The sequence below is a fragment of the Pseudomonas sp. 3MAES_34.3B genome (assembly GCF_058145875.1).
This window is the reverse complement of the sequence record NZ_CM176960.1, coordinates 4828145-4849714: the sequence shown is the minus strand read 5'-3', so window position 1 is coordinate 4849714 and position 21570 is coordinate 4828145. Positions and strand designations below refer to the sequence as shown.

General features: G+C 53.2%; 18 protein-coding genes and 1 pseudogene. 12 read left to right on the top strand and 7 right to left on the bottom strand.

Going from position 1 to position 21570, the window contains the following annotated elements; genetic code table 11:
- Positions 1–7: 7 nt before the first annotated feature.
- Positions 8–679 (top strand): annotated as a pseudogene (gene tnpC, locus AC3Z8Y_RS21710) (IS66 family transposase); the annotation flags it as partial.
- Positions 680–731: 52 nt separating this feature from the next.
- Here tnpC and AC3Z8Y_RS21705 read toward each other — a convergent pair.
- Complete coding sequence (locus tag AC3Z8Y_RS21705; protein WP_458373357.1) at positions 732–1742, bottom strand: zinc-dependent alcohol dehydrogenase family protein; 1011 nt, start codon at positions 1740–1742, stop codon at positions 732–734.
- A 182-nt stretch (positions 1743–1924) separates the two neighbouring features.
- Here AC3Z8Y_RS21705 and AC3Z8Y_RS21700 point away from each other — a divergent pair, with 182 nt between their 5' ends.
- On the top strand, positions 1925–2824 hold the full coding sequence (locus AC3Z8Y_RS21700) for a LysR family transcriptional regulator (protein ID WP_490087536.1): 900 nt from the start codon (positions 1925–1927) through the stop codon (positions 2822–2824).
- Between the two features lie 643 nt (positions 2825–3467).
- Here AC3Z8Y_RS21700 and AC3Z8Y_RS21695 read toward each other — a convergent pair.
- Positions 3468–4415: a DMT family transporter gene (locus tag AC3Z8Y_RS21695; protein ID WP_490087535.1), complete on the bottom strand. Its 948-nt coding sequence runs from the start codon at positions 4413–4415 to the stop codon at positions 3468–3470.
- Positions 4412–5002 (bottom strand): TetR/AcrR family transcriptional regulator, encoded by a 591-nt coding sequence (locus AC3Z8Y_RS21690; protein ID WP_490087534.1) that lies wholly within the window; start codon positions 5000–5002, stop codon positions 4412–4414. The genes AC3Z8Y_RS21695 and AC3Z8Y_RS21690 overlap by 4 nt, the downstream gene beginning before the upstream one ends.
- 310 nt (positions 5003–5312) lie before the next feature.
- On the opposite strand from AC3Z8Y_RS21690, the gene AC3Z8Y_RS21685 reads away from it, so the two are divergent.
- Complete coding sequence (locus tag AC3Z8Y_RS21685) at positions 5313–6809, top strand: M10 family metallopeptidase C-terminal domain-containing protein (protein ID WP_490087533.1); 1497 nt, start codon at positions 5313–5315, stop codon at positions 6807–6809.
- Positions 6810–6928: 119 nt separating this feature from the next.
- Positions 6929–7549 (top strand): tyrosine-type recombinase/integrase, encoded by a 621-nt coding sequence (locus tag AC3Z8Y_RS21680; RefSeq protein WP_490087532.1) that lies wholly within the window; start codon positions 6929–6931, stop codon positions 7547–7549.
- Between the two features lie 132 nt (positions 7550–7681).
- Here the strand turns inward: AC3Z8Y_RS21680 and AC3Z8Y_RS21675 are convergent, their stop codons facing one another.
- Entirely contained in the window at positions 7682–8662 is a 981-nt protein-coding gene (locus AC3Z8Y_RS21675; protein WP_490087531.1) for an aldo/keto reductase, read from the bottom strand.
- Positions 8663–8794: 132 nt separating this feature from the next.
- Between AC3Z8Y_RS21675 and AC3Z8Y_RS21670 the strand changes: the two genes are divergently transcribed.
- The 5 genes from AC3Z8Y_RS21670 to AC3Z8Y_RS21650 all read left to right on the top strand — a co-directional run bounded on the left by AC3Z8Y_RS21670 (position 8795) and on the right by AC3Z8Y_RS21650 (position 14377).
- Positions 8795–9688 (top strand): LysR family transcriptional regulator, encoded by an 894-nt coding sequence (locus AC3Z8Y_RS21670; protein ID WP_490090065.1) that lies wholly within the window; start codon positions 8795–8797, stop codon positions 9686–9688.
- A 329-nt stretch (positions 9689–10017) separates the two neighbouring features.
- On the top strand, positions 10018–11787 hold the full coding sequence (locus AC3Z8Y_RS21665; RefSeq protein ID WP_490087530.1) for a hypothetical protein: 1770 nt from the start codon (positions 10018–10020) through the stop codon (positions 11785–11787).
- A 516-nt stretch (positions 11788–12303) separates the two neighbouring features.
- Complete coding sequence (locus AC3Z8Y_RS21660; RefSeq protein ID WP_490087529.1) at positions 12304–12933, top strand: hypothetical protein; 630 nt, start codon at positions 12304–12306, stop codon at positions 12931–12933.
- 290 nt (positions 12934–13223) lie between these two features.
- Positions 13224–13616, top strand: a complete 393-nt coding sequence (locus tag AC3Z8Y_RS21655) for an AraC family ligand binding domain-containing protein (protein WP_490087528.1) — start codon at positions 13224–13226, stop codon at positions 13614–13616.
- 209 nt (positions 13617–13825) lie between these two features.
- Positions 13826–14377 carry a hypothetical protein gene (locus AC3Z8Y_RS21650; protein WP_490087527.1) on the top strand — a complete coding sequence of 184 codons (552 nt, stop codon included), beginning with the start codon at positions 13826–13828 and terminating at the stop codon, positions 14375–14377.
- Between the two features lie 78 nt (positions 14378–14455).
- On the opposite strand, the gene AC3Z8Y_RS21645 is transcribed toward AC3Z8Y_RS21650, so the two are convergent.
- Complete coding sequence (locus tag AC3Z8Y_RS21645) at positions 14456–15466, bottom strand: hypothetical protein (RefSeq protein WP_490090064.1); 1011 nt, start codon at positions 15464–15466, stop codon at positions 14456–14458.
- 800 nt (positions 15467–16266) lie between these two features.
- Between AC3Z8Y_RS21645 and AC3Z8Y_RS21640 the strand changes: the two genes are divergently transcribed.
- Positions 16267–16647, top strand: coding sequence for a histone-like nucleoid-structuring protein, MvaT/MvaU family (locus AC3Z8Y_RS21640; protein WP_490087526.1), 381 nt, complete (start codon positions 16267–16269; stop codon positions 16645–16647).
- Between the two features lie 495 nt (positions 16648–17142).
- On the opposite strand, the gene AC3Z8Y_RS21635 is transcribed toward AC3Z8Y_RS21640, so the two are convergent.
- Positions 17143–17775 carry a hypothetical protein gene (locus AC3Z8Y_RS21635; protein WP_490087525.1) on the bottom strand — a complete coding sequence of 211 codons (633 nt, stop codon included), beginning with the start codon at positions 17773–17775 and terminating at the stop codon, positions 17143–17145.
- A 483-nt stretch (positions 17776–18258) separates the two neighbouring features.
- On the opposite strand from AC3Z8Y_RS21635, the gene AC3Z8Y_RS21630 reads away from it, so the two are divergent.
- On the top strand, positions 18259–18573 hold the full coding sequence (locus AC3Z8Y_RS21630; RefSeq protein WP_490087524.1) for a hypothetical protein: 315 nt from the start codon (positions 18259–18261) through the stop codon (positions 18571–18573).
- Between the two features lie 288 nt (positions 18574–18861).
- Here the strand turns inward: AC3Z8Y_RS21630 and AC3Z8Y_RS21625 are convergent, their stop codons facing one another.
- Positions 18862–19530 carry an aspartate/glutamate racemase family protein gene (locus AC3Z8Y_RS21625; protein WP_490087523.1) on the bottom strand — a complete coding sequence of 223 codons (669 nt, stop codon included), beginning with the start codon at positions 19528–19530 and terminating at the stop codon, positions 18862–18864.
- 416 nt (positions 19531–19946) lie between these two features.
- Between AC3Z8Y_RS21625 and AC3Z8Y_RS21620 the strand changes: the two genes are divergently transcribed.
- Complete coding sequence (locus tag AC3Z8Y_RS21620) at positions 19947–21449, top strand: calcium-binding protein (RefSeq protein WP_490087522.1); 1503 nt, start codon at positions 19947–19949, stop codon at positions 21447–21449.
- The last annotated feature ends 121 nt before the right edge of the window (positions 21450–21570 follow it).

The following is a 21570-nucleotide window of genomic DNA, read 5'->3' as shown; positions in this document are numbered from 1 at the left end:
GTATACCGACTTCAGCCCGAGCCGTGCCGGCGAACATGCTCGAAATTTCCTCGGCCCCTGGAACGGGAAGCTGGTCTGTGATGACTTCGCTGGCTACAAGGCAGGCTTTGAACTGGGCGTTACAGAAATCGGCTGCCTGGCCCATGCACGCCGAAAGTTCTTCGACTTGCACGCGACCAACAAGAGCCAGATCGCCGAAAAAGCGCTGCACTACATCGCGGCCTTGTATGAAGTTGAACGAGAGGCACGCGAGCTGGAACCGAGTGTCCGGCAGCGAATACGCCAGGAAAAGGCAGCGCCGCTCATCGACGCACTTCATACCTGGATGATCGCCCAGAGGCAGCTTGTGCCAGAGGGATCGGCCATCGCCAAGGCGTTGGATTACAGCTTAAAACGCTGGATAGCGCTGACGCGCTATCTCGATGACGGTGCTGTACCCATTGATAACAACTGGTGCGAGAATCAAATCCGACCGTGGGCTCTTGGGCGCTCGAACTGGCTGTTCGCTGGCTCGCTACGTAGCGGTAAACGTGCGGCGGCGATCATGAGTTTGATCCAATCGGCGCGGCTCAACGGGCATGATCCGTACGCTTATTTGAAGGACGTGCTCACGCGCCTGCCGTCGCAGCGGGCGAGTGAGATTGCCGATCTGCTGCCACATAATTGGGTGGCCATCTGACCGCGCATATTTCCATGCGGAAATTTGCGGCGTAACTCCAAGTAGCCTAATCCTACGCGATTTTGATTACTACCTTACCAAAGGCGCCTCTGGCCAAATGTTCGTACGCTTCGCGTGCTTGATCGAATGGATACACGTGATCGATTACCGGGCGAATCTTGTGCTCATTCAAGAATTCGTTCATTCGGTCAAATGACGAGCGTGGAGCAACGGCTATGCCGCGAATCGTTGTTTGTCGGAAAATCATAGGCATCAGGTTCAGGGTAGAGGCTTGGCCTGTCAGAAAGCCGATCTGTGCGATACGTCCACCTACCTTTGTTGCAGCAATCGATTGATTGATGCCGTCACCGCCTGCCACATCCAGCAGAAGATCTACTCCCTTACCGTCAGTGAGCTTCAGAACTTCCTCTGCCCATTCAGGGGTGGTGCGATAATTCACACCTGCAACAGCGCCCAGTTTTTTTACAGCTTCCAGATTGTCATCACGGCTGGACGTGACGATAACCTTGGCTCCCAAAGCCGTAGCAATCTGTGCTGCAAAAACAGAAACACCTCCAGATCCCTGAACCAAAACGGTTTGGCCGGTCTCGATCTGGCCATAATCGACGAGCGCATACCACGCCGTCAGAGCAGCAATTGGAAGGGTCGCTGCTTCCTCATCTGACATGTTGTCGGGGGCACCTACCGCGCTGTCTTCATGGATGATCATGTATTCCGCCAGACCACCAGGCAATGGCGATCCAAAGCAGTAGTTAGGCTCATCTGGCCCAGGCATGCCGTCCAACCAACGTGAGTAGAGGTGTGAGTTGACCCGGTCTCCGATAGCGAAGCGGCTGACACCATCGCCAACTGCCACGACAGTCCCCGCCGCATCGCTGACGGGGATCAGTGGCTTGGGCACCATGTGAGGTTCATAGATGCCGTCAACGATGGCCTTGTCCCGGAAATTGAGTGATACAGCGCCTACTTTAACCAGCAGTTCACCAGCTTGGGGCACGGGGGTTTCCGTTTCGCCCTGTACCAGATTATCCAAGCCGAAATCTTTCAGAAGCCACGCTTTCATTTTTTGTCTCCAACAATTTTGAATGTGCAGGCGAGGAAAGCTCCTCCCTTACGCTGAGGACATTGTTGAGATTTCCCGGCTATAGATAAATGTGCAGAAACGAACAGGATTGTTATCCTGATCAGCAACAATCACCCAGTTAACAGGTTCCCGAGAAGAGACTTATGGAGCTTCTACAGTCGATGCAAGTATTCGCCAAGCTAGCGGAGTTGGGGAGCTTCACCAAAGTCGCAGAGGCAATGCAGGCCGGACGCCCGCACGTCACACGCACCATTCAGGATTTGGAAGCCTCGCTGGGTGTCCGTCTGTTCCAGCGTACTACGCGTAAAGTAAAACTGACGGCTGAGGGCGAGCGGTTTTATGAACGCGTCAAAGAGATTTTAGCAACCATCGCAGAAACCACTTCCATGTTCGACCGTAGTGGATCGACGCTGCGAGGCCGGCTTCGCATTGACATCCCCACTGCATTTTCCCAGCGCAGCTTCATGGAAAACCTTAGGAGATTTACAGAGGCATTTCCCGAAATCGAGCTTGCGCTAGGCGTGACCGACCGTACGGTAGATCTCGTCGCCGAGGGCATCGACTGTGTATTGCGAATTGGTGACCTCCCGGATTCAAGCATGGTGGCCAGAGAAATTGGCACCGCCACCATGGTGACCTGTGCGTCTCCAAGTTATCTCCAAGCCCGCAGCGCACTCATAACCCTACAAGATCTAGCAGACCACCAATGTGTAAGCTTCCTTTCCGGTCAAAATAACAGACCGCTGCCTTGGCACTTCTCGGTAGACGGCGAAGATCGTCCACACACGCCTCATGGTGGAATCACTGTTAATGAGTCGAATGCCTACGTTCAGTGCGGTGTTGCAGGCTTCGGCATTGTTCAAGCTCCTGGAATTGCCGTTGAGACATTCCTCGCAGGCGGAGAACTGGTTGAAGTGCTCAGCGCATTTCGTCCAAAGCCTCGTCTGGTATCCGTGCTTTATCCAAGCAGAACGCATCTTGCGCCTCAGGTCGACGCATTTGTGGATTGGCTGAAGGAACATTTTCCTGTGCTACACCCCAGCTGGTTCACAGCGCATTAACCTTCGCTCGTATGCTTACTCCGCACTCAGACGGGCTGGTGCAAGATGTGTGCGGCAGACGCTTACGGTATACCTCGACTATCGTGATGACGTTGACACCCCAGTGTGCACTTCATAGGACAGAAGAGATTTGATGGCTGATGCTGAACTGCCGTCTGACGGAGATGAATACGACTTAAATTAGCTAAGCAGCGCCTCATTGACATTAATTTTGCGTGTCTAGGACTATTCCGCTGAGCGACCCGATCTCCAGGGTCGCAGTTGGTGATGATCCGCCAGATTCTGTAACCTGCTTATCTTGATTTAGCTAGCTATAAATCGAGTCTGGAGGATGACATGTGTGTTACTGAAGCCAACTTAGCCAACTCGGCTAATGCCAAGGTTCAGAGGGCGACTGCTGAACGAGAGCGCACGGGGTATTCGCTTTTGGATAGGGTCCTCTCGAAATAATATCCGGACCGCAAGGGCTCTAGCTCAGGGGCTGCGCGCCTCGATCAGTCTCGCCGCCATGCTCCATTGCGCAGCCTTTATGAAGTAGGCGGTGAAGGAGCTTCGGGCTTGACCCTGAGGTTCTTCAACTCTGCTGAATGGCCGCTTCGACCCATAGCTGCCCTTCGTCTCAGGTTGCAACCCTTATGAAGTGTTACACCCGCTGCGCTTGAGTACCTTCGTGCTGCACCTCCGACTGAGCTACCAAAACATACAAACATCCCACAATCAGAGCTGCACCAACCCAACCAAGGAAAGGGAGGCGCTCGCCTACGATGATGACTGCCAATACCGCAGCTACCACGGGCTCAATCAGCGATAGCGTAGTCGCAGTGCTTGCCGCGACCTTCGAAAGCCCAAGGCCGAACAGGATGTATCCCAGAAACATTGGTACCAGGATCATGTAGAGCCCTACTGCCGCATTGCTCCAGCTCTCCACCAAGCTGGCTCCCGTCAATAACAAAACCGGAAGAAGCATGAGGCCGCCCAGTCCGAACGTAGCACCCATGGCGGCGCTGGAAGACACACCTTTTCTCATGAGTCGATGGGCCGTCCAGGAATATAGGGCATACGTAGCGCCTGCAAGCAGGCCAAGCACAACGCCGAAGACGCTTGCTGACAGTGACACGTGAACAGCTGAACTAGCATGTCCTTGAGCTTTGGCAATGCACAGCAGCACCGTTCCGAGTAGCCCGATGCATGCGCCGACAAGCCACTTTGCGGTGAGCTGTTTGCCATCGAACACCCGTTCGATGACCGCGCTTAAGAGTGGAGCTGAGCCTATGGTAACTACCGTACCGATGGTGACTCCAGCCAGGTGCATTGAGGTGTAGAACGCCAAAGGGTAAATGGCGACTGCGATAGCCCCGATCAGCACGAAGGCCCAGTGACTGTGCAGAAGGCTTCTGTTCCCTTTGATCTGTCGAAACGCCAAAAGCATCTGCAACAGCCCGCCAATTCCCATAGCAGCGGCGCCAATGGCTAATGGACTTACGTCAGGAGCGAAGGTCGCAGCGGTGCCTGTGGTTCCCCACAGTACAGAGGCAGCCAAAACGCAGAACACGCCGAAACCGCGGCTAACAGGTAAGGTCCCTGTGCTCATGCTACTGCCTCCAATAGCGAGGCCGCGATAAGCCGAGCTTGCTGTACCCGTGCATCGTTGCCCTCCAGGCCTGCGCGGGACATTGAACCCTCCAGAAGAAAGGATAGATGCGTTGCTGTTTGATTAGCGGCTTCAGGACTAAGCGGCGATAACTCGGCCAGGTGTTGCACCAAGAGCTGTTCAACATGCTCTTTATGGCGTCGAACTGCCTCACGTCCTACGTCGCCTGCGGGCAATTCAGCAGCTGCATTTAGCAAACCACAACCTCTGAACCCGCGTTCATAGGCAGAGTTTGCATGGTCGGCGTAGGCATCAAAAATGGCCAGAACGCGTTCCTTAGGCGTGCCGGCTTCAGCCAAGCGGGTTTCATACAGTGCGAGCCACTCGGCATGCCGTGCTTCGATAAAGGCCGCCACCAGGTCAGCCTTCGATTTGAAATTGTTGTACAGACTCATCTTCGCCACGCCAGCTTTGGCGGTAATGGCGTCGATGCCCGTCGCGGTAATGCCGTCGTTGTAAAAAAGCGTCGCTGCGGCCTCAAGCAGGCGCGCTTTGCGGCCTTCGTTTTTAAAGATGGCAAGTGGCAACCTCCGGAATGGGTAGACTTGTCTACCTATTTCTACGGAGCGGTAAACCAGATTTGCTTTCAAGGGCCGCTATGGGGCGACTGCCGTCTGTAGCGACCGGCGAGACCCGACCCATTGCGGTCATTCGCTGTTCAGGCATTGGCTGCGGTAATGCAGCTACGCTGGAGGTTTATCGCATGCAGGGTGCACAGCGTGTGGACGAACTTTTTCGATCTACCTAGTCCATTGAAGCGTCAGTCACGTCGGGCTAGCGGGTGACCACTGCCTGAATTGCCCTAACCCAGCGATCAACCCAACCAGGATCCATAGCATGCCTACAGGTTCTAAAACCGCTCCGCTGGCCACGATAGATGAGCAAGTCACCGTTCACACTAGGCCTTCTTTCAATACGTCTACCGGGACGGCGGGCGATGACGTAATAAACGGTACCTGGTTGGCTGATCATTTATTCGGCGGCGCCGGGAACGACACCCTGGATGGCAAGAGCGGCAGCGACACATTGGTAGGCGGTGCTGGAGTCGATACCCTCACAGGCGGCGACGTCTACGGATACGGGGTGAAATCCGTGTTCACGTCGCTCACCGACAGTTACGGTGATGCCGAGGGCTCTCATTCCGACTTGATTACCAATTTCGCCCCCTTTGACGTATTAGACCTGACCGCCCTTGGCCTAGAGCGGATCGGTAACGGCCACAATGGCGATCTGGCTGTAAGCTATGATGCCGCCACAGATATCACCTACTTACGGTCGCTGGACAAAGACGCCAGCGGCAATTTCTTCGAGGTGCGCCTGGCGGGCGATTACCAAGGCAAGCTAAGCACGGCCAACTTCGTACTGCTCCACGACGGCACAGCCGGCAACGATACCCTGGACTACAGCTTCAGCACCAAGCAGTACGTGCTCAATGGGCTGGACGGCGACGATACGCTGACCGGCGGGAAAAAAGCCAACGTACTGGATGGCGGCTCGGGTGCTGATCACCTGATCGGCAATAGCGGCGACGACACTTTTTTCTATCACCAGCTCAGCGACAGTTTCGTCAACGACGCCTCGGGTGTGTCCAGCGTTGACCTTATCAACAATTTCAACCTGTTCGGCGGCGACGTGTTGGACGTTTCCGCGCTGGGCTTCACTGGCCTGGGCGATGGCTATAACGGCACGCTGAATTATACCTATGACAAAACCGTAGGACATTTTGTGGCGCAGTCGTTCGACGCCGACGCCCAGGGCAACCGCTTCGAAGTGTATATCGACCAGGACTACCGCCACAGTGGCATTGCTTACCAAGATGCCGATGGTTTTATCTTCGCCGGGGATAACAACCATAACGATGCCGAGCAGACCCTCACCGGGAAGCCGACTTGGGATGAACTTCATACGGGATATGACGGGGGTATTCTAATTGGCGGCAGTGCCAGCGATGCGCTGACGGGTAGTACTGGGGTAGATACCTTCCGCTATCTGGACAGCAGCGACAGCGTTCATGGTGCCGCTGACCTGATCACAGACTTCGATGTGACCCAGGACAAGATCGACGTGGCGGCCCTCGGCTATACGGGCCTGGGCGATGGCACCAACGGTACGTTGAAGCTGGTCTACGACACAGACCTGCACCGCACCTATCTTAAGGACTACGACCTGAATGCCGAGGGTCAGCGCTTCGAGATCGCTTTGGAAGGCGGCTACACCAGGACATTCTCCGCAGATAACCTGGTCGTTGCGAACACTGTTTCAACAGCCGAGCACGCTCTTGATGCGCCTATTGAATTAGTAGGGGTTGCGCCTAGTGATATTCACGCCGCTTAGGTGGAGGCTGCTTTCTTCTACTGCCCCCCAAAGCTGCTATTACCAATGGCAGCTTTGGGTCGGTTAGCGCCCATGGCTCGCGATGACCATCCTTGTCTTCCCAAAGAGGAGGACAAGCTATGAAAACGATTACGACCCACGTCCAGGAACCTTGGAACAAAGGAAAATTGGTCGGCCAGAAAGCCCCGCTGCGACTCAAAGATATCTGGGCCATTCGCGTAAGGCTCCAAATCGCGGAGGAAGCTCGTGGTTTGGCTCTTTTCAATCTAGCCATCGACAGCAAGCTACGAGCCTGCGATCTGACCAAGCTTCGTGTACGAGACGTGGTTCATGGGCAGCATGTGTCATCGCGGGCAATAGTGATGCAGCAGAAAACCCAGCGACCTGTGCGGTTTGAGATTACGGAGCAAACACGGATTGCTCTGGAGGCATGGATACATCAAGCCTATCTCCACAGAGAGGACTGCCTTTTTCCAAGCCGGCTACACGCCTCCCAGCATCTCTCCACCCGGCAATACGCTAGGATCGTCAAGGCGTGGATAAAGGCTATTGGCCTTGATCCAGCCCTGTATGGTACTCACACGATGAGACGCACGAAGGCATCGTTGATCTATCGGAGGACGAAGAACCTGAGAGCGGTTCAGCTCCTGCTCGGGCATACGAAGCTTGAGAGTACCGTGCGATACCTAGGCATTGAGGTCGATGATGCTTTGGAGATGGCAGAGCAGACGGAGGTCTGACACGCTAGCGACAGTGGAGGTACGGCTGTCGCTATCCGACCCAAAGCGGCCGTTCGGCCCGTGCTGGTGAATCGTGGGAAACGAGTGCGTGACGGTGCCCCTGAAGAAACACCGTCAGGTGCTGAAGAACGCTTAACGGTTGATGGTTTTCATCATCTGTGCGTTGTAACGCTCACCTTGTACAGGCACCTTGGCCAGAACCTCGCCGAGTTCACGAAGGTCTTCTACGGTCAATTCCAGGGTTGCTCCGCCTACGTTCTCTTCAAGGCGATGCAGCCTAGTTGTACCTGGAATAGGCGCAATCCACGGCTTTTGTGCCAGCAGCCAGGCCAGTGCAATCTGGGCGGGGGTGGCTTGCTTGCGTTGGGCGATTTCACCGATCAGGGTGACGAGATGGTGGTTGGCCTCGCGGGCACCGTCAGCAAAACGAGGCAGATTGTTCCGGACATCACCGTTGGAGAAGGTCGTGCCGGCATCGATTTTCCCGGTCAAAAAACCCTTGCCCAATGGACTGAAGGGAATGAAGCCGATCCCGAGCGCTTCGAGGGTTGGAATAATTTCCTGTTCAGGCTCACGGGTGAACATCGAATACTCACTTTGAAGTGCCGACAGCGGCTGCACCGCATGGGCGCGACGGATAGCGTCTACGCCGGCTTCACACATGCCAAAGTATTTGACCTTGCCTTCGGTGATGAGGTCGCGCACGGCCCCGGCAACATCTTCCATAGGAACATTGGGATCGACGCGATGTTGGTAAAACAGGTCAATGCAGTCGGTCTTCAGGCGCTTGAGTGATTCTTCCGCCACCTGGCGGATGCGCTCAGGTCGACTGTCCAGCCCTGCGGCGGGACTACCGTCCTTAAAACCGAATTTCGTCGCGATGATGATCTGCTCGCGAAATGGTTGAACGGCTTCGCCAACCATTTCTTCGTTGACTTGCCCATAGGCTTCTGCCGAATCGAAGTGGGTGACGCCACGCTCAAAGGCCGCCCGGATGAGTTTGATTGCGTCCGCTTTGTTAGTGGCGGTGCCATAGCCGAATGTCAGGCCCATGCAGCCTAGGCCAATGGCTGAAACTTCGAGGCCGTTGCTGCCGATTTTGCGCTTATGCATCATCCATCTCCTCTGTGGGTGTTGGAAACCAACCCACAAATTGTTTGGTTATTGGGGATGCAGCGACTTTATAAACATCTCACCCATTCAAGAAGTGGCATACTGCGATAACCGGTATGAGGTTAATTCATGATAGCGCAGAGCGATTTCAACAGCCTTGCGGTGTTCATCACCGTTGCGCGCGAGCGCAGTTTCACCAAGGCTGCGGCCCATTTGGGGGTGTCCCAATCCGCTATTAGCCATAGCATCCGCAGTCTTGAGGAACGTCTTGGTATCCGCTTGCTGGCCCGCACCACACGCGGCGCGTCGCCGACCGAAGCCGGCGAGCGATTGCTTGTGAGCCTTGTGCCCTACTACGAGGGGATAGAAGCCGAAATTGCCGCGTTAGGAGAGCTGCGTGACAAGCCGGCCGGAACTATCCGGATCACCTCGCCCGACCATGCGGCATCTACCATTCTCTGGCCGAAACTCTCTAGGTTGCTCCCGGAGTATCCCGATCTGACTCTAGAAATCAACATCGGCTACAGGTTAATCGATATCGTGGCTGAACGCTTCGACGCCGGAGTGCGTATAGGCGATCAAGTGGCAAAGGACATGATCGCAGTCAGGATTTCCCCTGACTTTCGAATGGCTGTGGTGGGAGCGCCGAGTTACTTTGCTCATCGTGCAAAACCACAGATCCCCCAAGATCTGACTACTCATAACTGTGCGAACCTGCGTTTGCCGACTCATGGTGGTTTGTATGCCTGGGAGTTTTCCAAGGCCGGCAAGGCGCTACATGTTCAGGTGTCTGGCCAGATGATCTTTAGCAACTCACCCCAAATAATGGCCGCCGCTCTGCAAGGATACGGGTTGGCATATGCACCGGAGGATCTTGTCCAGGCATATGTCGAGGATGGTCGGTTGATCCGTGTTCTTGAAGACTGGTCGCCAACTTTTCCCGGATATCACCTTTACTACCCGAGCCGGAGGCAGTCTTTGCCAGCCTTTGCACTGATGGTCAATGCTCTCCGCTACAAGGTTTAGGGGACTCTGCGGTCAAATCCAGTATTGGTTGCGATTTTCTCATTGGTGACCGACAACTTACAGCAGTTGATCCACACCCTTATCGATGTATGCTTTTGGCTGGTTCCTGCCCTTCATAAAGGGCCGCTTTGGGTCGGAAGCTACCGGTTGCGACGGGCCGCTACCGACCCAAAGCTGACGTTCGCGACATTCGAAAAACCACTCAAAGCGGTCGGTAAACCGAGCCAAGATAAGCGAGCGAGGGGCTGCGCAGACCATCCTGTCGTGAGGCCAACGCGAAGGCAGCTTTTTACTCACAATGTGCTATCACTAAAAACGGAGATTCAACCATGAGTGAAAAGTGGATTCTGCAAACCAAAGAAACTCGTAGGACCTTTTCTAACGCGGCGTGGGTTCCTTTGAGAGCGTCAGTTGAGAGCAAAAAAAGGGATGTAAAAGACGTAGGTCATGTCAGTGAATATTTCGGCTGCGGCTCCGTTGCATTCCCGCCAGAGCATCGCCAGCTGGTTGAAGAACGTCTTGGATGGAGCGACATAGGCATTGGGCACACTGTCGCGCCATATGCATACGAAGATGGGTATTATGCGTCCATAGATCAGTATCAATACAACAATAAAGAACCAATAGGTATTAACTTAATTTATGAGCACCCGCAACATGTTGTCGGCGGTAGTAAATGGATTTTGAGCCCTGACCTAGTCGTTGCACTGCGCCTGATCAAGGAAGGCGACAATTGGGTTAGACCTGAAGAAAATTTCGTTGTAGTGGTCCGCGAGACCGTAAGTGAAGATGGCGAACACCGTCAGATAGAAATCAAAAGAGAGTTTCTACTTGATTATCTAGCAGCCAGGAACCTTTCGCTTCGCCTTGCATACTATCGACAGAGGGTAGAAAACGTCCCAGTATTCGAAAACAGCGCATATTCGAATCTTCAGCCTCACGATGAGGAAAGAGATAATGGAAAATTTACCCTAATCATTCGCAAGCTTGATGACGTCTTTGGGGGGAGCTGGGCGATGTTTCGAGCCTGGCGAACGGACGTAGATGAAGATGAAGACGCCCCTGTGATGGGGCCTGAGAATGACTCGAATACTGACCATGAAAGTTCAAAGGGGCACCGTGGAGGCTATGAAGGTGTACGGGTAGAGGGGGAGTTTTGGCGTGAGGAATGGATAGACCACCAATCCAAAAGTCAGCGCGTTCGTGGAGATGCGGATTCAAATCTACCGCAATTCATCGTGGAAACCGATGGAACGCGAATGAGGTCAGCAGAGCTTGATAACGAGGACGTGGGTCGCTGGCTGTGGTTTCGGTCCAGCGTTGTTACCGAGCTTCTGAACAATCGAGGATTCAAGCTGGCATGGTACACAGCTGAAACTGGAGCTATTCATTCCACGTCAGGATATAAAACTCATTTTGGAATCAACAGCTCTGATTTGATCACCGTATATGCTTATGACATCGCTCGCCTCGCCTCATGGGAACAGCATGTTTGGGCAGCGCATAATGTAGCTCCTGAAGGTAAAGTATCAAGTGAGTTGCTTGAAGCACAGATGAAAGCGCAACCAGCATCTACACATGCTGTTGAAGAAATGCTTTTTGGAAGCATGAGACTTCTGGAAGACAGCTTTAGAGATAAATATAATGTATCTCTGTTCAGTCACGAAATTGATGACTTCGAAGCAGGTCAGCAAATATCCAGGTTTGCCAGCAAAGACAGAGCGTCCCTGCTCAGGCTAGCCAAGGACATCATTCGCGTATTCTCGGACAGGCTCAACATAACCGAGCTACGCAAGCTTTCTACACACGAAGAAAAAGCCAAGCTCGGCTCAAACAAGTTACTCCAAAGTATTTTAGCGGAGAAAATTGGAGACGCCAAAGCCAAGCGAGTGTTTGCTGAGATTGCCGGTGCTTATGATATGCGAGTCGGAGATGCACACCCGACTGGCTCAAAGGTCACCGACGCGATCAAGCTGGCGGGCATCGATGAAGACAACTCGCCCTTACGGCAAGGAGAACAGCTTATCCACAACGTTGGGCGGTCTGTTTGGTACATCGGAAAATTCTTGTTCCCCGAGACAGATGGCTCGGACGAGTAGCAGTCATGCGATCCGAGGGTGTAACCTTTCTCCCCTCGTATCACTCGGCGATGGCACGCAGAACCGCTGGCCAACTCCCGCAGCGGCTCTGTTCCCAGCATGGCTAACCAACCGCAACGCAGCGGCCTGATCATAGTTTTACCACTATCCCTTTACCCTCTTTTTAGCTAACCACTCCTTCAAGTCTTTAACACGCTCCACGAGCTGCAAGTTTTGCGTTAACACCTCGGAGAGCTGGCTGTGTGCCTAGTCAAGCTCAATGGATTTCCTGTATCGACCAGAAGGTTAAGTTTTGCCGACCAGTCCAGCACAAGGCTACCTAGGTGGGTGATGGACGCTTGCAGTTATCTTTAATGGCCGGGCAACACTACAGCATTGGGCACACATGCTAATCTGGCAATGCCTCGCAAAAAGATTTATCATGCTTGCATATCGGCGGCTACATAGGTATGCAGGTAATTTTTTTTAACCTAGTGCCTCTGCTTCAACATAATTTTAGGTATAAAGGAATTCCGCGTGAGAGGCCTTAACAAAAAATCAGCAGTTATTCATTATTCTGAGAGTGACATCTCAGGATTTAATGAGAAAAAATTTAAGGTCGTCACCCAGGGACGGGTTTACGGAATGAGAAATAATAGCTTTTTAAGATTGTCCACGAAGAGAATACGTGCGAAAAGCGCAATTATTTTTACAGACAAAGCCCTTGAAAAATTCACTCTTCACCCACTTTCAAATATTTGGGGGGCGAAGCTGCTTCTTGGGCAGTATATAACTACTCAGGTGGGAGATCTTGAATGGCAGGATTCAAATTGTGTCACATCAGGAGTGGTTTTAAAGGTAACCGATTTTGAGTTCACAGAAATACATGATGAATCCCGAGCAGCAGGCGTAAAAAAGGGGCGAGCGTGGAGCTGTTTTTTTGGGTGCGCTGCCATCCTGCTGTTATTGTATTTGCTATTTGCCGTCATCAACGCCGAAACTGACTACCGCGCGCTTTTAATGTTTGGAGATGCCGCAAGAATTGTTGCTCCGATCAGTACTTATCTGATAGCGGTGATAGTAGCATTATTTATTGTAGGGTTGCTTTACTCCAGGGTAACCATTTCACCAGAAGTAAGAAAGGGGTTGAAGGACCTGGGGTATTAGAACGCCGCCACAGACACTTTTTAAGCAAGTCCGTAAACTTCAATCCGCTACTAGCGCCCGAACGCTAATATCGAATTTTTTGAGTGATTAGCGCTGAACCGCTCCTAATTTTGTAGACACACAATGGCCGCTATGGGCCGATATGAGCCCTTTGCGAAGGTCCGCTATGGGCTGTAAGCGGGCTGCCGTACCAAGCTGCTTTCCGTTGGACGCTGCTGGGATCTAGCGGCTTCTGAGACTGGCCACTACCCTCGGTCTATCCACGTATGGGAGTGCCAGGACATTTTTCGATGCCTAGATTAGCCAAGATCGACACGCCCATCTTCTGGCGGGATTCTGTCCTGCCGTTTATCGAAGCGCGGACTATCGCCGACGGTCGCAAGGTCTGTTACGCCCCGCACTTCCACGAGACGTTTTCGGTCGGGGTCATCATAGCTAGGGCTTGTCATTACCTTCATGGTAAAAGCACTCACAGAGTCGATGCAGGTACGGTAGTCGTCATGAACCTAGGCGAGGTGCATGCCTGCAATCCGATAACGGATGAGGCTTGGTCGTATGTGATGTTCTTCGTGGATGCCGCCTGGCTTGGGACTCTTCAACATGAAGCGGGAATGACGGTCAGCGCGTTCTTTCAGCCTATCGCAATCACCCACAGCCCCAATGCAAACACGTTCCAACGCTAATGGAGCTTCATGCCACGGTAACTGACCCGCAAGGCGAGACGCTGCAAAAGCAGTGCGATGTCATTAGCGTCTTTCAGACCCTCCCCCAAGGAGTGACCGCTTCCGGCCGTTTAACTGCCTTCGCAAACAAGAACTACGGGGAAATGCTGGGCAACGCTTAAGCGCTAGTTGTACCATGACGCCTGTGCTCATCGATAACAGGAGTAGTCATGTCACTTCGCCGTTTGGAAAACGTCTCGAAATCCCGTCAGTCGCACTTAGAGGGGCGGTTTTCATGGTTGGCTGCCGTCATTCAGGGGGAGGAGTTTGATCGTTCCCAAGTGCTGTGGGTTTCCGTCTTCGACCATTGGCTCTCGCGGGAGGATGCGAATGCGCTATTAGAAGATATTCCTCCGGAAGAGGAGTCCCGGCGCAACATGCTTCTGGAAGGTTTTTGTGGGGAGATGATCGCGAACACCGAAGTTTTATCTTTTGCTATGCGAAGGCATGGGAGGTGCAGGCCAGTCTTTCGCAGTTTCAAATCGAAGGATATGCTGTTGAGATATTGTAGGCCGGGCGGCAGTACGTTATTCGGGCACCCTCGACGCTACGGCTTTCGGCATCGACATTTTCAAGTCGCTCTTCCAGAGTATGGGTGCATATTCCAGGAATACTGGGATAGCACATACTATTTCTACTCTAGCTCGCCGCAGTTGGAGGACGCGGCGCGCAGATGGGCTGCGCGCAGCGGCGTATACATTCTCAACGCGCCCGACGACTGAGTACAGAGCTGACTGTAGGTAAACCCGATTGGTCAGCGGGCAAGTCCAGAAGATTTACAGCACTGGCCCAGCTAGCATTCAGGGCAACCTCAAGCTGGGCAGTGCGGCTTTTCCTTGCGCTGTCAGTACCGGCTCCAACTGCTCCCATGTGAAATTCAAATCGTTTTCGCAGCCGTCCCCATAGGCCGGCGTTGAGAGATGGAGACCATGAGTGTTGAATTCCAAGTCGAACTCGCTGTAGCTAGTAATAACCGGGCAACCCTCGTCGGCAGTGGTTTGCTTGGCCAGCCATGTGCTGAATCTGACTGGGAGCGTCACTTCACCGGAGTAAGCGTCATACCACTCTTGATGCCCGCCGACCCACGTCCAAGGATCGACATTTTCACCGGTCTGTAGGTTCCAGGAATGCAGGCCCCAACTGATACCCTTTCTACCAGTGCCCGCAAACCAGCGGTAAAAACTGACCGTGATAAATTGGGACGACCAATACGTCGGCTCGACGGTGATTTCGGTGGTGTGGGCCGAACCGTTCTGACCAAGGTCTTCGCGTCGTTCGCGGAAGTAATCGGCCTGATCATTGTCGTCCACCGCAAGAGCGGCGAGCTGCCGGTTAATCTTTTGAATCGCCGAACTGTCGCCTTCCAGCTTGAGCGTGACTTGGGCACCTTGGATCTTGAGTGCATAGGAATGATCGCCGAAGGTTTTCTTTTCGATCTTCGACGGTAAAGGCTCTACTTCCATGGGCGCGTTATAGACGTCGCTCCCGCAGTTGTCGGTTGGCAAGCCGACACGGTGTAAGGTGATTGGCAAAGATTTACCGGCCCCGGTTTTGCACCAGGCTCCTGACAGTACATCGTCCTGCGGGGTGTTCAGTGTCCAAAAACCAGTATTCCCTTCTTCTACCCATGGTGCGTTTTCGCTGGCTTGGGTCAGCCAGATAGGGATGAGGGTGTCCTGATAGTAATAACTGCCATGCTCGCCTGTAGGCCCGTTAAAACAGGCCGTGACAGAGGAGCTACCCAAGGTGCCTTTCCAGACACCCGCCAGTTCGGCAGTGTTAGCGAGCAAAGGCGACGCGTAGGCGAGCATGAGGCAAATGAGGGGTTTGAACACGGGAATCTGACGTCCTATTGTCTGATAAAAGCTTTGCTACCTGCGTGGCCAATCTTAACCTGTCTGTCTGCCAGGATGACGTGGCGAGCTGAACGCACCGAAACGCCCCCGTACGCGCATTTGGAGCATCCCAAACGAGGGAATTTCCTTCTCAGCTGATGCGCCGGCGCCTGTTAACACCACCTCATGGTTCGCTCGCCTTGGGCATACAGCGATTGACGACAAATCGATCAGTGCTCCTTTGAGCCTGCGCATAGTGCGAGTGGCCTGGGACAGGAAGCGTTGAATGAACAGCTGAAGGTGCGCTTGCCCTAGGGGTCACCCTCACTCAATGTATTCTGCCTCCGTTTACCAGCGCGTGTACGCTCGCAGCCCCAGCGCAACACCCCGACCGGATTATATACGCCATACCTGGACGCCATTACCCAACGTGCTCTGAGCTTTGCTGAAGTCGTCGCAACGATGCGGCGAGCGCCACCCAAGGCATTTCGACCGCGAACAGGCCCTTGTTGCAGCCAGAATCATGTTTGAAAGGACGTCTTGCGCTCTGAATAAGCTGGTGTGCTCCACAATGCTTACAGGTCAGGTAGCCTTCGTGGATTTCCCAGTGTGTGCACCAAGCGGCCATGGATGCTTCATTCATTGTCTTACACCTCCGCTTTGAACGTCTACGGAGAATAGTCGTAAAGGGTGCAAACGTATTTTCAGTACTTGCAACCTTGAAGCTCGTGATACTGTCAGACCTTTAGCATCCAAAGCCCCTAGGAGATTTATCGATGTCCCGTCTTGCCGAGTTCCGTGCCCTTGAGCAGAAACTAGCTGAACAGCTCGCTGAGCTAGAAACAATGAAAAACGATGAGGGTCTCAAGCGCGAAGTCGAGTTCGAGGAAAAACTGCGAGGATTGCTGAGTGAATACAATTTTAGCCTTAAGCACATCATTGCAATCCTTGATCCACAGGGCGCCCAGCCTACCCAACGTTCCGGCCGTGGCGCGGGGCATGCTCCGGAAAAAAACACCCGCAGGGCTCGCCAGGTAAAACGCTACAAACACCCGGAGAGCGGTGAGGTTGTTGAGACCAAAGGCGGCAATCACAAGACTTTGAAAGCCTGGAAGGCTGAGCACGGCGCTGAGACAGTGGAGTCTTGGCTGCAATAATCAACCTGCTCACAGTCACGCCTGCGAGATTAAGCATCCCATCAGGGCGATGTATGTTGTGGTGTGCGGCTTTGGCAAGGTGCCTATAACTTGGGTAGTGTTTGCTTCAGCCCCTCGCCAGAATGCTTCACATCAAGCCAGATCTCCGTGTCGAACCAGTCTCACCATGCGTTCTGTTAGGTGCTAATAGGGGAGACTTCCCGCAGCGGGGCTTAAACCTGGGACCCGCCGAACGTAGGTGAGCCAGCGGTACTACCTTGCTCCCATTCGCCGGAAATTAGCGATCAGTTAAAGTGGTTTACGCAAATGGCGAATACACCGTAAGCGGACGGGGACTCACCTAGAGTTCCCACCGGCCGCAACCGACCCTAAGCAGCCATTCACGAAGGGCCGCAATCGGCCAAGAGCAGACAATAGAAATATGGGGGCGGCGCACCCCAATCATTTTGTCAAATTTCAAAAATTAAAAAATTGTTCACATTCTATGAAAAGCAGTCATTGAGCGGCTTGTATAGTGTAATGGTTCTGACCAAGGCTCAACTTGATTTTTGGATACGGTATTACAATGCTTTGGTATCTGTGAGCACTTTCATCGAAGCCTGCTTTTTTCTCCAACTCATGAATCTTTATAGCGGCGGACAGGGCGAAATCCACATCATCCCGGATCGTATCAACTCCCCCTATGACATCATTAGTAAATACAAAGGAAATGCTCTCAACTGTGCTATCGGCGGAAACTGAATAGATTACCTTGTCAAAAATCACGCTGCGTAATAGAGCCACCTCTATTTTGCCATTAGGCTCCTCTGATATCCATTTGATTGCATGGACTTTTGAGATCTTTGAGGCAGGATCACCTATTTTTACTTGATCGAAATTTTCGGGATATGGAAAGGTATTAGCGAATATAGACTTCATTTTATACGGAGCGATTATGGATTTGTAAAATTGAATTTCATCAGCTGCATCCTCTGTTCGTACCAAATTTTTGGCTGACTCCTCTGTTAATGTTTTGATCTCGTTATCAAGATCTTTAGTGTAAGGCGGTAAAATAACGCTATAAAAGAAAACAGTTGCCGCTGCAAATGACGCCGCGCTGATGATAACCGGATGCTCTTTCCAGTCCATATTAAATTCCTTCTAACCAGATCTTTCACAAAGGAGCGTAGCACACACAAATGACAAGTGTTCCAGAGCGTTACAGGGACGCGATACGACCAATCTCTAGGCTTGCCCTTAGGTCCTTCGAATATTTGGCTCCTTGGTGTGGACACGCCCCATTCCTATCCATTAGGGGCATCGCCCCCTTTTCTCACTTAACGGAAATCCCTTGCATAGCAGCGCATATCACGACTGCGCTGTTTACGTAATTGTAAACCTCCCGCCCCGTGACTGATTGGCCAACAGCCTGTCGTGTTTGACCGAATGGGCCCAACGATAGTATCTCCTTGGAGTCGTTTTTACCGGTCAAGATAGGCGATTGCGACTGTTCCGACGGGCAGCAACCGGCCAAAAGTAGTCACTGGACACCTCTGCCGTCAGTAGCTAGCCTCGGCCGTCACCGACATTCAGGTTTCTCACGTACATCCAAAAGTCAGGAAACGGACACCTATGGCCTACGAAATCCACATTGTCAGATCGATGGGAATAGCTCTTGAAGAGTGGCAATTACTTTGCGCAAGTGATCCGTCACTGAAACTAGAAAACGAGTTGGCTGGTCGAAACTCCTTTACAGGTGAAACCATTGTTTCCAGTGGGAAAAATTCAGCAGCGTGGACGTCTCCACTAACACAGCAACAGTATCTTTTTGATTATCGGAGGGGGATGATTTCCTTCGTCTACAGTGATGCCGCAATCGTAAAGGCCAAGGAAATTGCGAGAGCACTCGGAGCCAGTGTTGAAGGTGATGAAGGCGAGGCATATTGAAAATAGCCCGATCACGGATCTTCTCTAGCTACCTATCAGCGGATTCCACCTGCTAGCCGCTGACAGGCCGCTATGGGTCGAAAGGGGCCATCCTCCTGCGGCTGCAACCGACCCAATACGGCTTGTCAGAATCGGCAGCCATCAGCCGCCCTCTGCTATTGCCCAGTGGCCATATTGTGTCAAAAGTGCCTCTGAGCAATGGCCGCATCCGGCCCCAGCTGGACGTAACAGCGCAGGTAGCACGTTAATCTTGTCCGTTCTAGAAAACCGCAATAAAGCGCCGGGCCTTTAGCTCATACCTAATCGTGCAATTTCTGCTGCGTGCACCAAGGCACAATCTACGACAGGAAAAGGGTAGGTAGGCTTATTGAACGCAAGAAACAGATCGGTACCGCCCAATACAATTGCGTGCGCGCCTTGTTCACTGACGAGTCGCGATGCCGCGTCTTCAAAGTACACTCGCTGCGCGTCAGTTGCTTTACCGCTAATGCCCATGGATACGTAGTTGTGGTGTGCTCTCTCCAATTCTTCCTCTGGAACCGTAAGCACGTCTACCCCTCCAAGACCGTATATTTTGGACTCCATCACGGCGCGTGTACCCAAGACCCCGACTTTCGTTATCTTTTCTGCGAGGAAATGAGCCTGGAGGGCGGACATAGCGCTGATAAGCGGAAGGCTCGACATAGGTTCTAATGCGTCCATACAGAAATGCCCACCCATTGATGTCACTGCAACAGCTTCGCATCCAGCGCCTTTGAGCTGATCGATGTACTTGGCGAAAACAACAGCCTGAGCTTGTTGATTGCCCGCTTCTAGGTTATTCACCAATTCCTTGGCGTCTGCATTGGCAATGGTCAGATCCAACCTTCGGTTCGCTTTTGCGTAAAGCCTTACTAGGGCACGGTAATAGAATTCAGTCGACGCAGGTCCGATACCGCCAATTAAACCAATGTGCATTATTCATTCCCTTGTTAGGTCTGGCTTTGTCTAAAAACTGAAGCTCGGCGCATTATAGCCGTCTACCGGGCCGAAAAACGCAAACGGTCACGATTGGCCGGCGTTGACCCGAAGCGGACAGTCACAAGAGGGCGGCTGTCGGCCGACTGCTGCCCCCCTCCGAAGGGCCGCTACGGGTCGGTTGCTAACAGCCGCGGTAGGCAGCTACCGATCCGAAGCGGCCATTGACCGTCCAAGGTGCCAGACCTAGTGATCGGCCGCGCTGATGAGCTGTCTGGGGGAGATGAAGCGCGTTGACGAGCCTATGCAATTCGTCTAGTACATGACAGCAACTGTCGTGTTGGTCTAGCCCGATGGGCTACTGCGTGAATTGCCGACCCGAAAGCGAGCAATTCAACCTACTCAGGATAAATACTGTGCCTAAAGCTTCCAAAACTGCCCTGCAAGCCGCGCTCGATGAGCAAGTCACCGTTCGCAATGGACTTTATTGGAGTACCTACACCGGCACGTCGGGCGATGATGTAATTACCGGTAATTTGCGGCCTGATCATTTGATCGGCGGCGCCGGGAACGACACCCTGAATGGCCAGGGCGGCAGCGACACATTGGTAGGTGGTGCCGGGGTCGATACCCTCACAGGCGGCGCAGCCGACGGATACCCAGTGAAATTCGTGTTCACGTCGCTCACCGACAGTTATACCAATGCCCAAGGCTCTCACTCCGACCTGGTTACGGATTTCGCTGCATACGACGTATTCGACCTGACGGCCCTTGGTCTGGAGCGGATCGGTAACGGCCATAATGGCGATCTGGACGTCAGCTATGACGCTGCCACGGACATTACCTACGTGCGGTCGCTGGACAAGGACGCCAACGGCAATTTCTTCGAGGTGCGCCTGGCGGGCGATTTCCAAGGCCAGCTGAGCACGGCCAACTTCGTACTGCGCCACGATGGCACAGCCGGCAACGATACCCTGGACTTCAAATTCAGCACCAAGCAGTACGTGCTGAATGGCCTGGACGGCGACGACACGCTAACTGCCGGGAAATCGGCCACCGTACTGGATGGCGGCGCGGGCGCTGACCACCTGATCGGCAATTACGGTGAGCAGACTTTCCTCTATCACCAGCTCAGCGACAGTTTTGTCAACGATACCTCGGGTGTGTCCAGCGTTGACCTTATCAGCAAGTTCAACCTCTTCCGTGGGGACGTATTGGACGTTTCCGCGCTGGGCTTCACTGGCCTGGGCGATGGCTACAACGGCACGCTGAATTATACCTATGACAAAACCGTAGGGCATTTTGTGGCGCAGTCGTTCGAAACCGATACGCAGGGCAATCGCTTCAAAGTGTATATAGACCAAGCCGAGGACCACAAAGGTATTCCTGCTCAAGATACGGACGGTTTTATCTTCGCCGGGGATAACAGCCATGTCGATGCCGACCAGATCCTAACGGGGACGCCTGGCCGGGATCACATCAGTACTCCAGCAGATGGCGGTATTCTGATCGGCGGCAGTGACGGCGATACGCTGAGGGGCCATGCCGGGGTAGATACCTTCCGCTACCTAGGCGGCAGCGACAGCGTTCATGCGATTGGCGGCGCTGACCTGATCGAGGATTTCGATGTGACCCAGGACAAGATAGATGTGGCGGCGCTCGGCTATACGGGCCTGGGCGATGGCCACGATGGCACCTTGAAGCTGGTGTACAGCACAGACCTCCGCCTCACTTTCCTCAAGGACTGCGACCTGAATGCCGAAGGTCAGCGTTTCGAGGTCGCTTTGGAAGGCGGCTACACCAGGACATTTACCGCAGACAACCTGGTTGTTGCGAGCACTGTTTCAACAGCCGAGCACACTCCTGATGCACCTATTGAATTAGTAGGTGTTGCGCCTAGTGATGTCCATGCTGCTTAGGTGAGGAACCGCTTTAGGTAGTCGTCAGTAGGCCTTCCCTACTGCCGACTACCGTCCAAGGTTGCCGTTAACGAACGGCTGCTATGGGTCGGTAGAGTCCTTGCGCTTGCGCTCTTTATCA

Coding starts and splice junctions, on each gene's coding strand:
- AC3Z8Y_RS21630 (WP_490087524.1), top strand. CDS start 18,259: ATGGCCTACGAAATCCACATTGTCAGATCGATGGGAATAGCTCTTGAA.
- AC3Z8Y_RS21700 (WP_490087536.1), top strand. CDS start 1,925: ATGCAAGTATTCGCCAAGCTAGCGGAGTTGGGGAGCTTCACCAAAGTC.
- AC3Z8Y_RS21685 (WP_490087533.1), top strand. CDS start 5,313: ATGCCTACAGGTTCTAAAACCGCTCCGCTGGCCACGATAGATGAGCAA.
- AC3Z8Y_RS21625 (WP_490087523.1), bottom strand. CDS start 19,530: ATGCACATTGGTTTAATTGGCGGTATCGGACCTGCGTCGACTGAATTC.
- AC3Z8Y_RS21655 (WP_490087528.1), top strand. CDS start 13,224: ATGCCTAGATTAGCCAAGATCGACACGCCCATCTTCTGGCGGGATTCT.
- AC3Z8Y_RS21680 (WP_490087532.1), top strand. CDS start 6,929: ATGAAAACGATTACGACCCACGTCCAGGAACCTTGGAACAAAGGAAAA.
- AC3Z8Y_RS21705 (WP_458373357.1), bottom strand. CDS start 1,742: ATGAAAGCGTGGCTTCTGAAAGATTTCGGCTTGGATAATCTGGTACAG.
- AC3Z8Y_RS21640 (WP_490087526.1), top strand. CDS start 16,267: ATGTCCCGTCTTGCCGAGTTCCGTGCCCTTGAGCAGAAACTAGCTGAA.
- AC3Z8Y_RS21635 (WP_490087525.1), bottom strand. CDS start 17,775: ATGGACTGGAAAGAGCATCCGGTTATCATCAGCGCGGCGTCATTTGCA.
- AC3Z8Y_RS21695 (WP_490087535.1), bottom strand. CDS start 4,415: ATGAGCACAGGGACCTTACCTGTTAGCCGCGGTTTCGGCGTGTTCTGC.
- AC3Z8Y_RS21665 (WP_490087530.1), top strand. CDS start 10,018: ATGAGTGAAAAGTGGATTCTGCAAACCAAAGAAACTCGTAGGACCTTT.
- AC3Z8Y_RS21650 (WP_490087527.1), top strand. CDS start 13,826: ATGTCACTTCGCCGTTTGGAAAACGTCTCGAAATCCCGTCAGTCGCAC.
- AC3Z8Y_RS21645 (WP_490090064.1), bottom strand. CDS start 15,466: ATGCTCGCCTACGCGTCGCCTTTGCTCGCTAACACTGCCGAACTGGCG.
- AC3Z8Y_RS21675 (WP_490087531.1), bottom strand. CDS start 8,662: ATGCATAAGCGCAAAATCGGCAGCAACGGCCTCGAAGTTTCAGCCATT.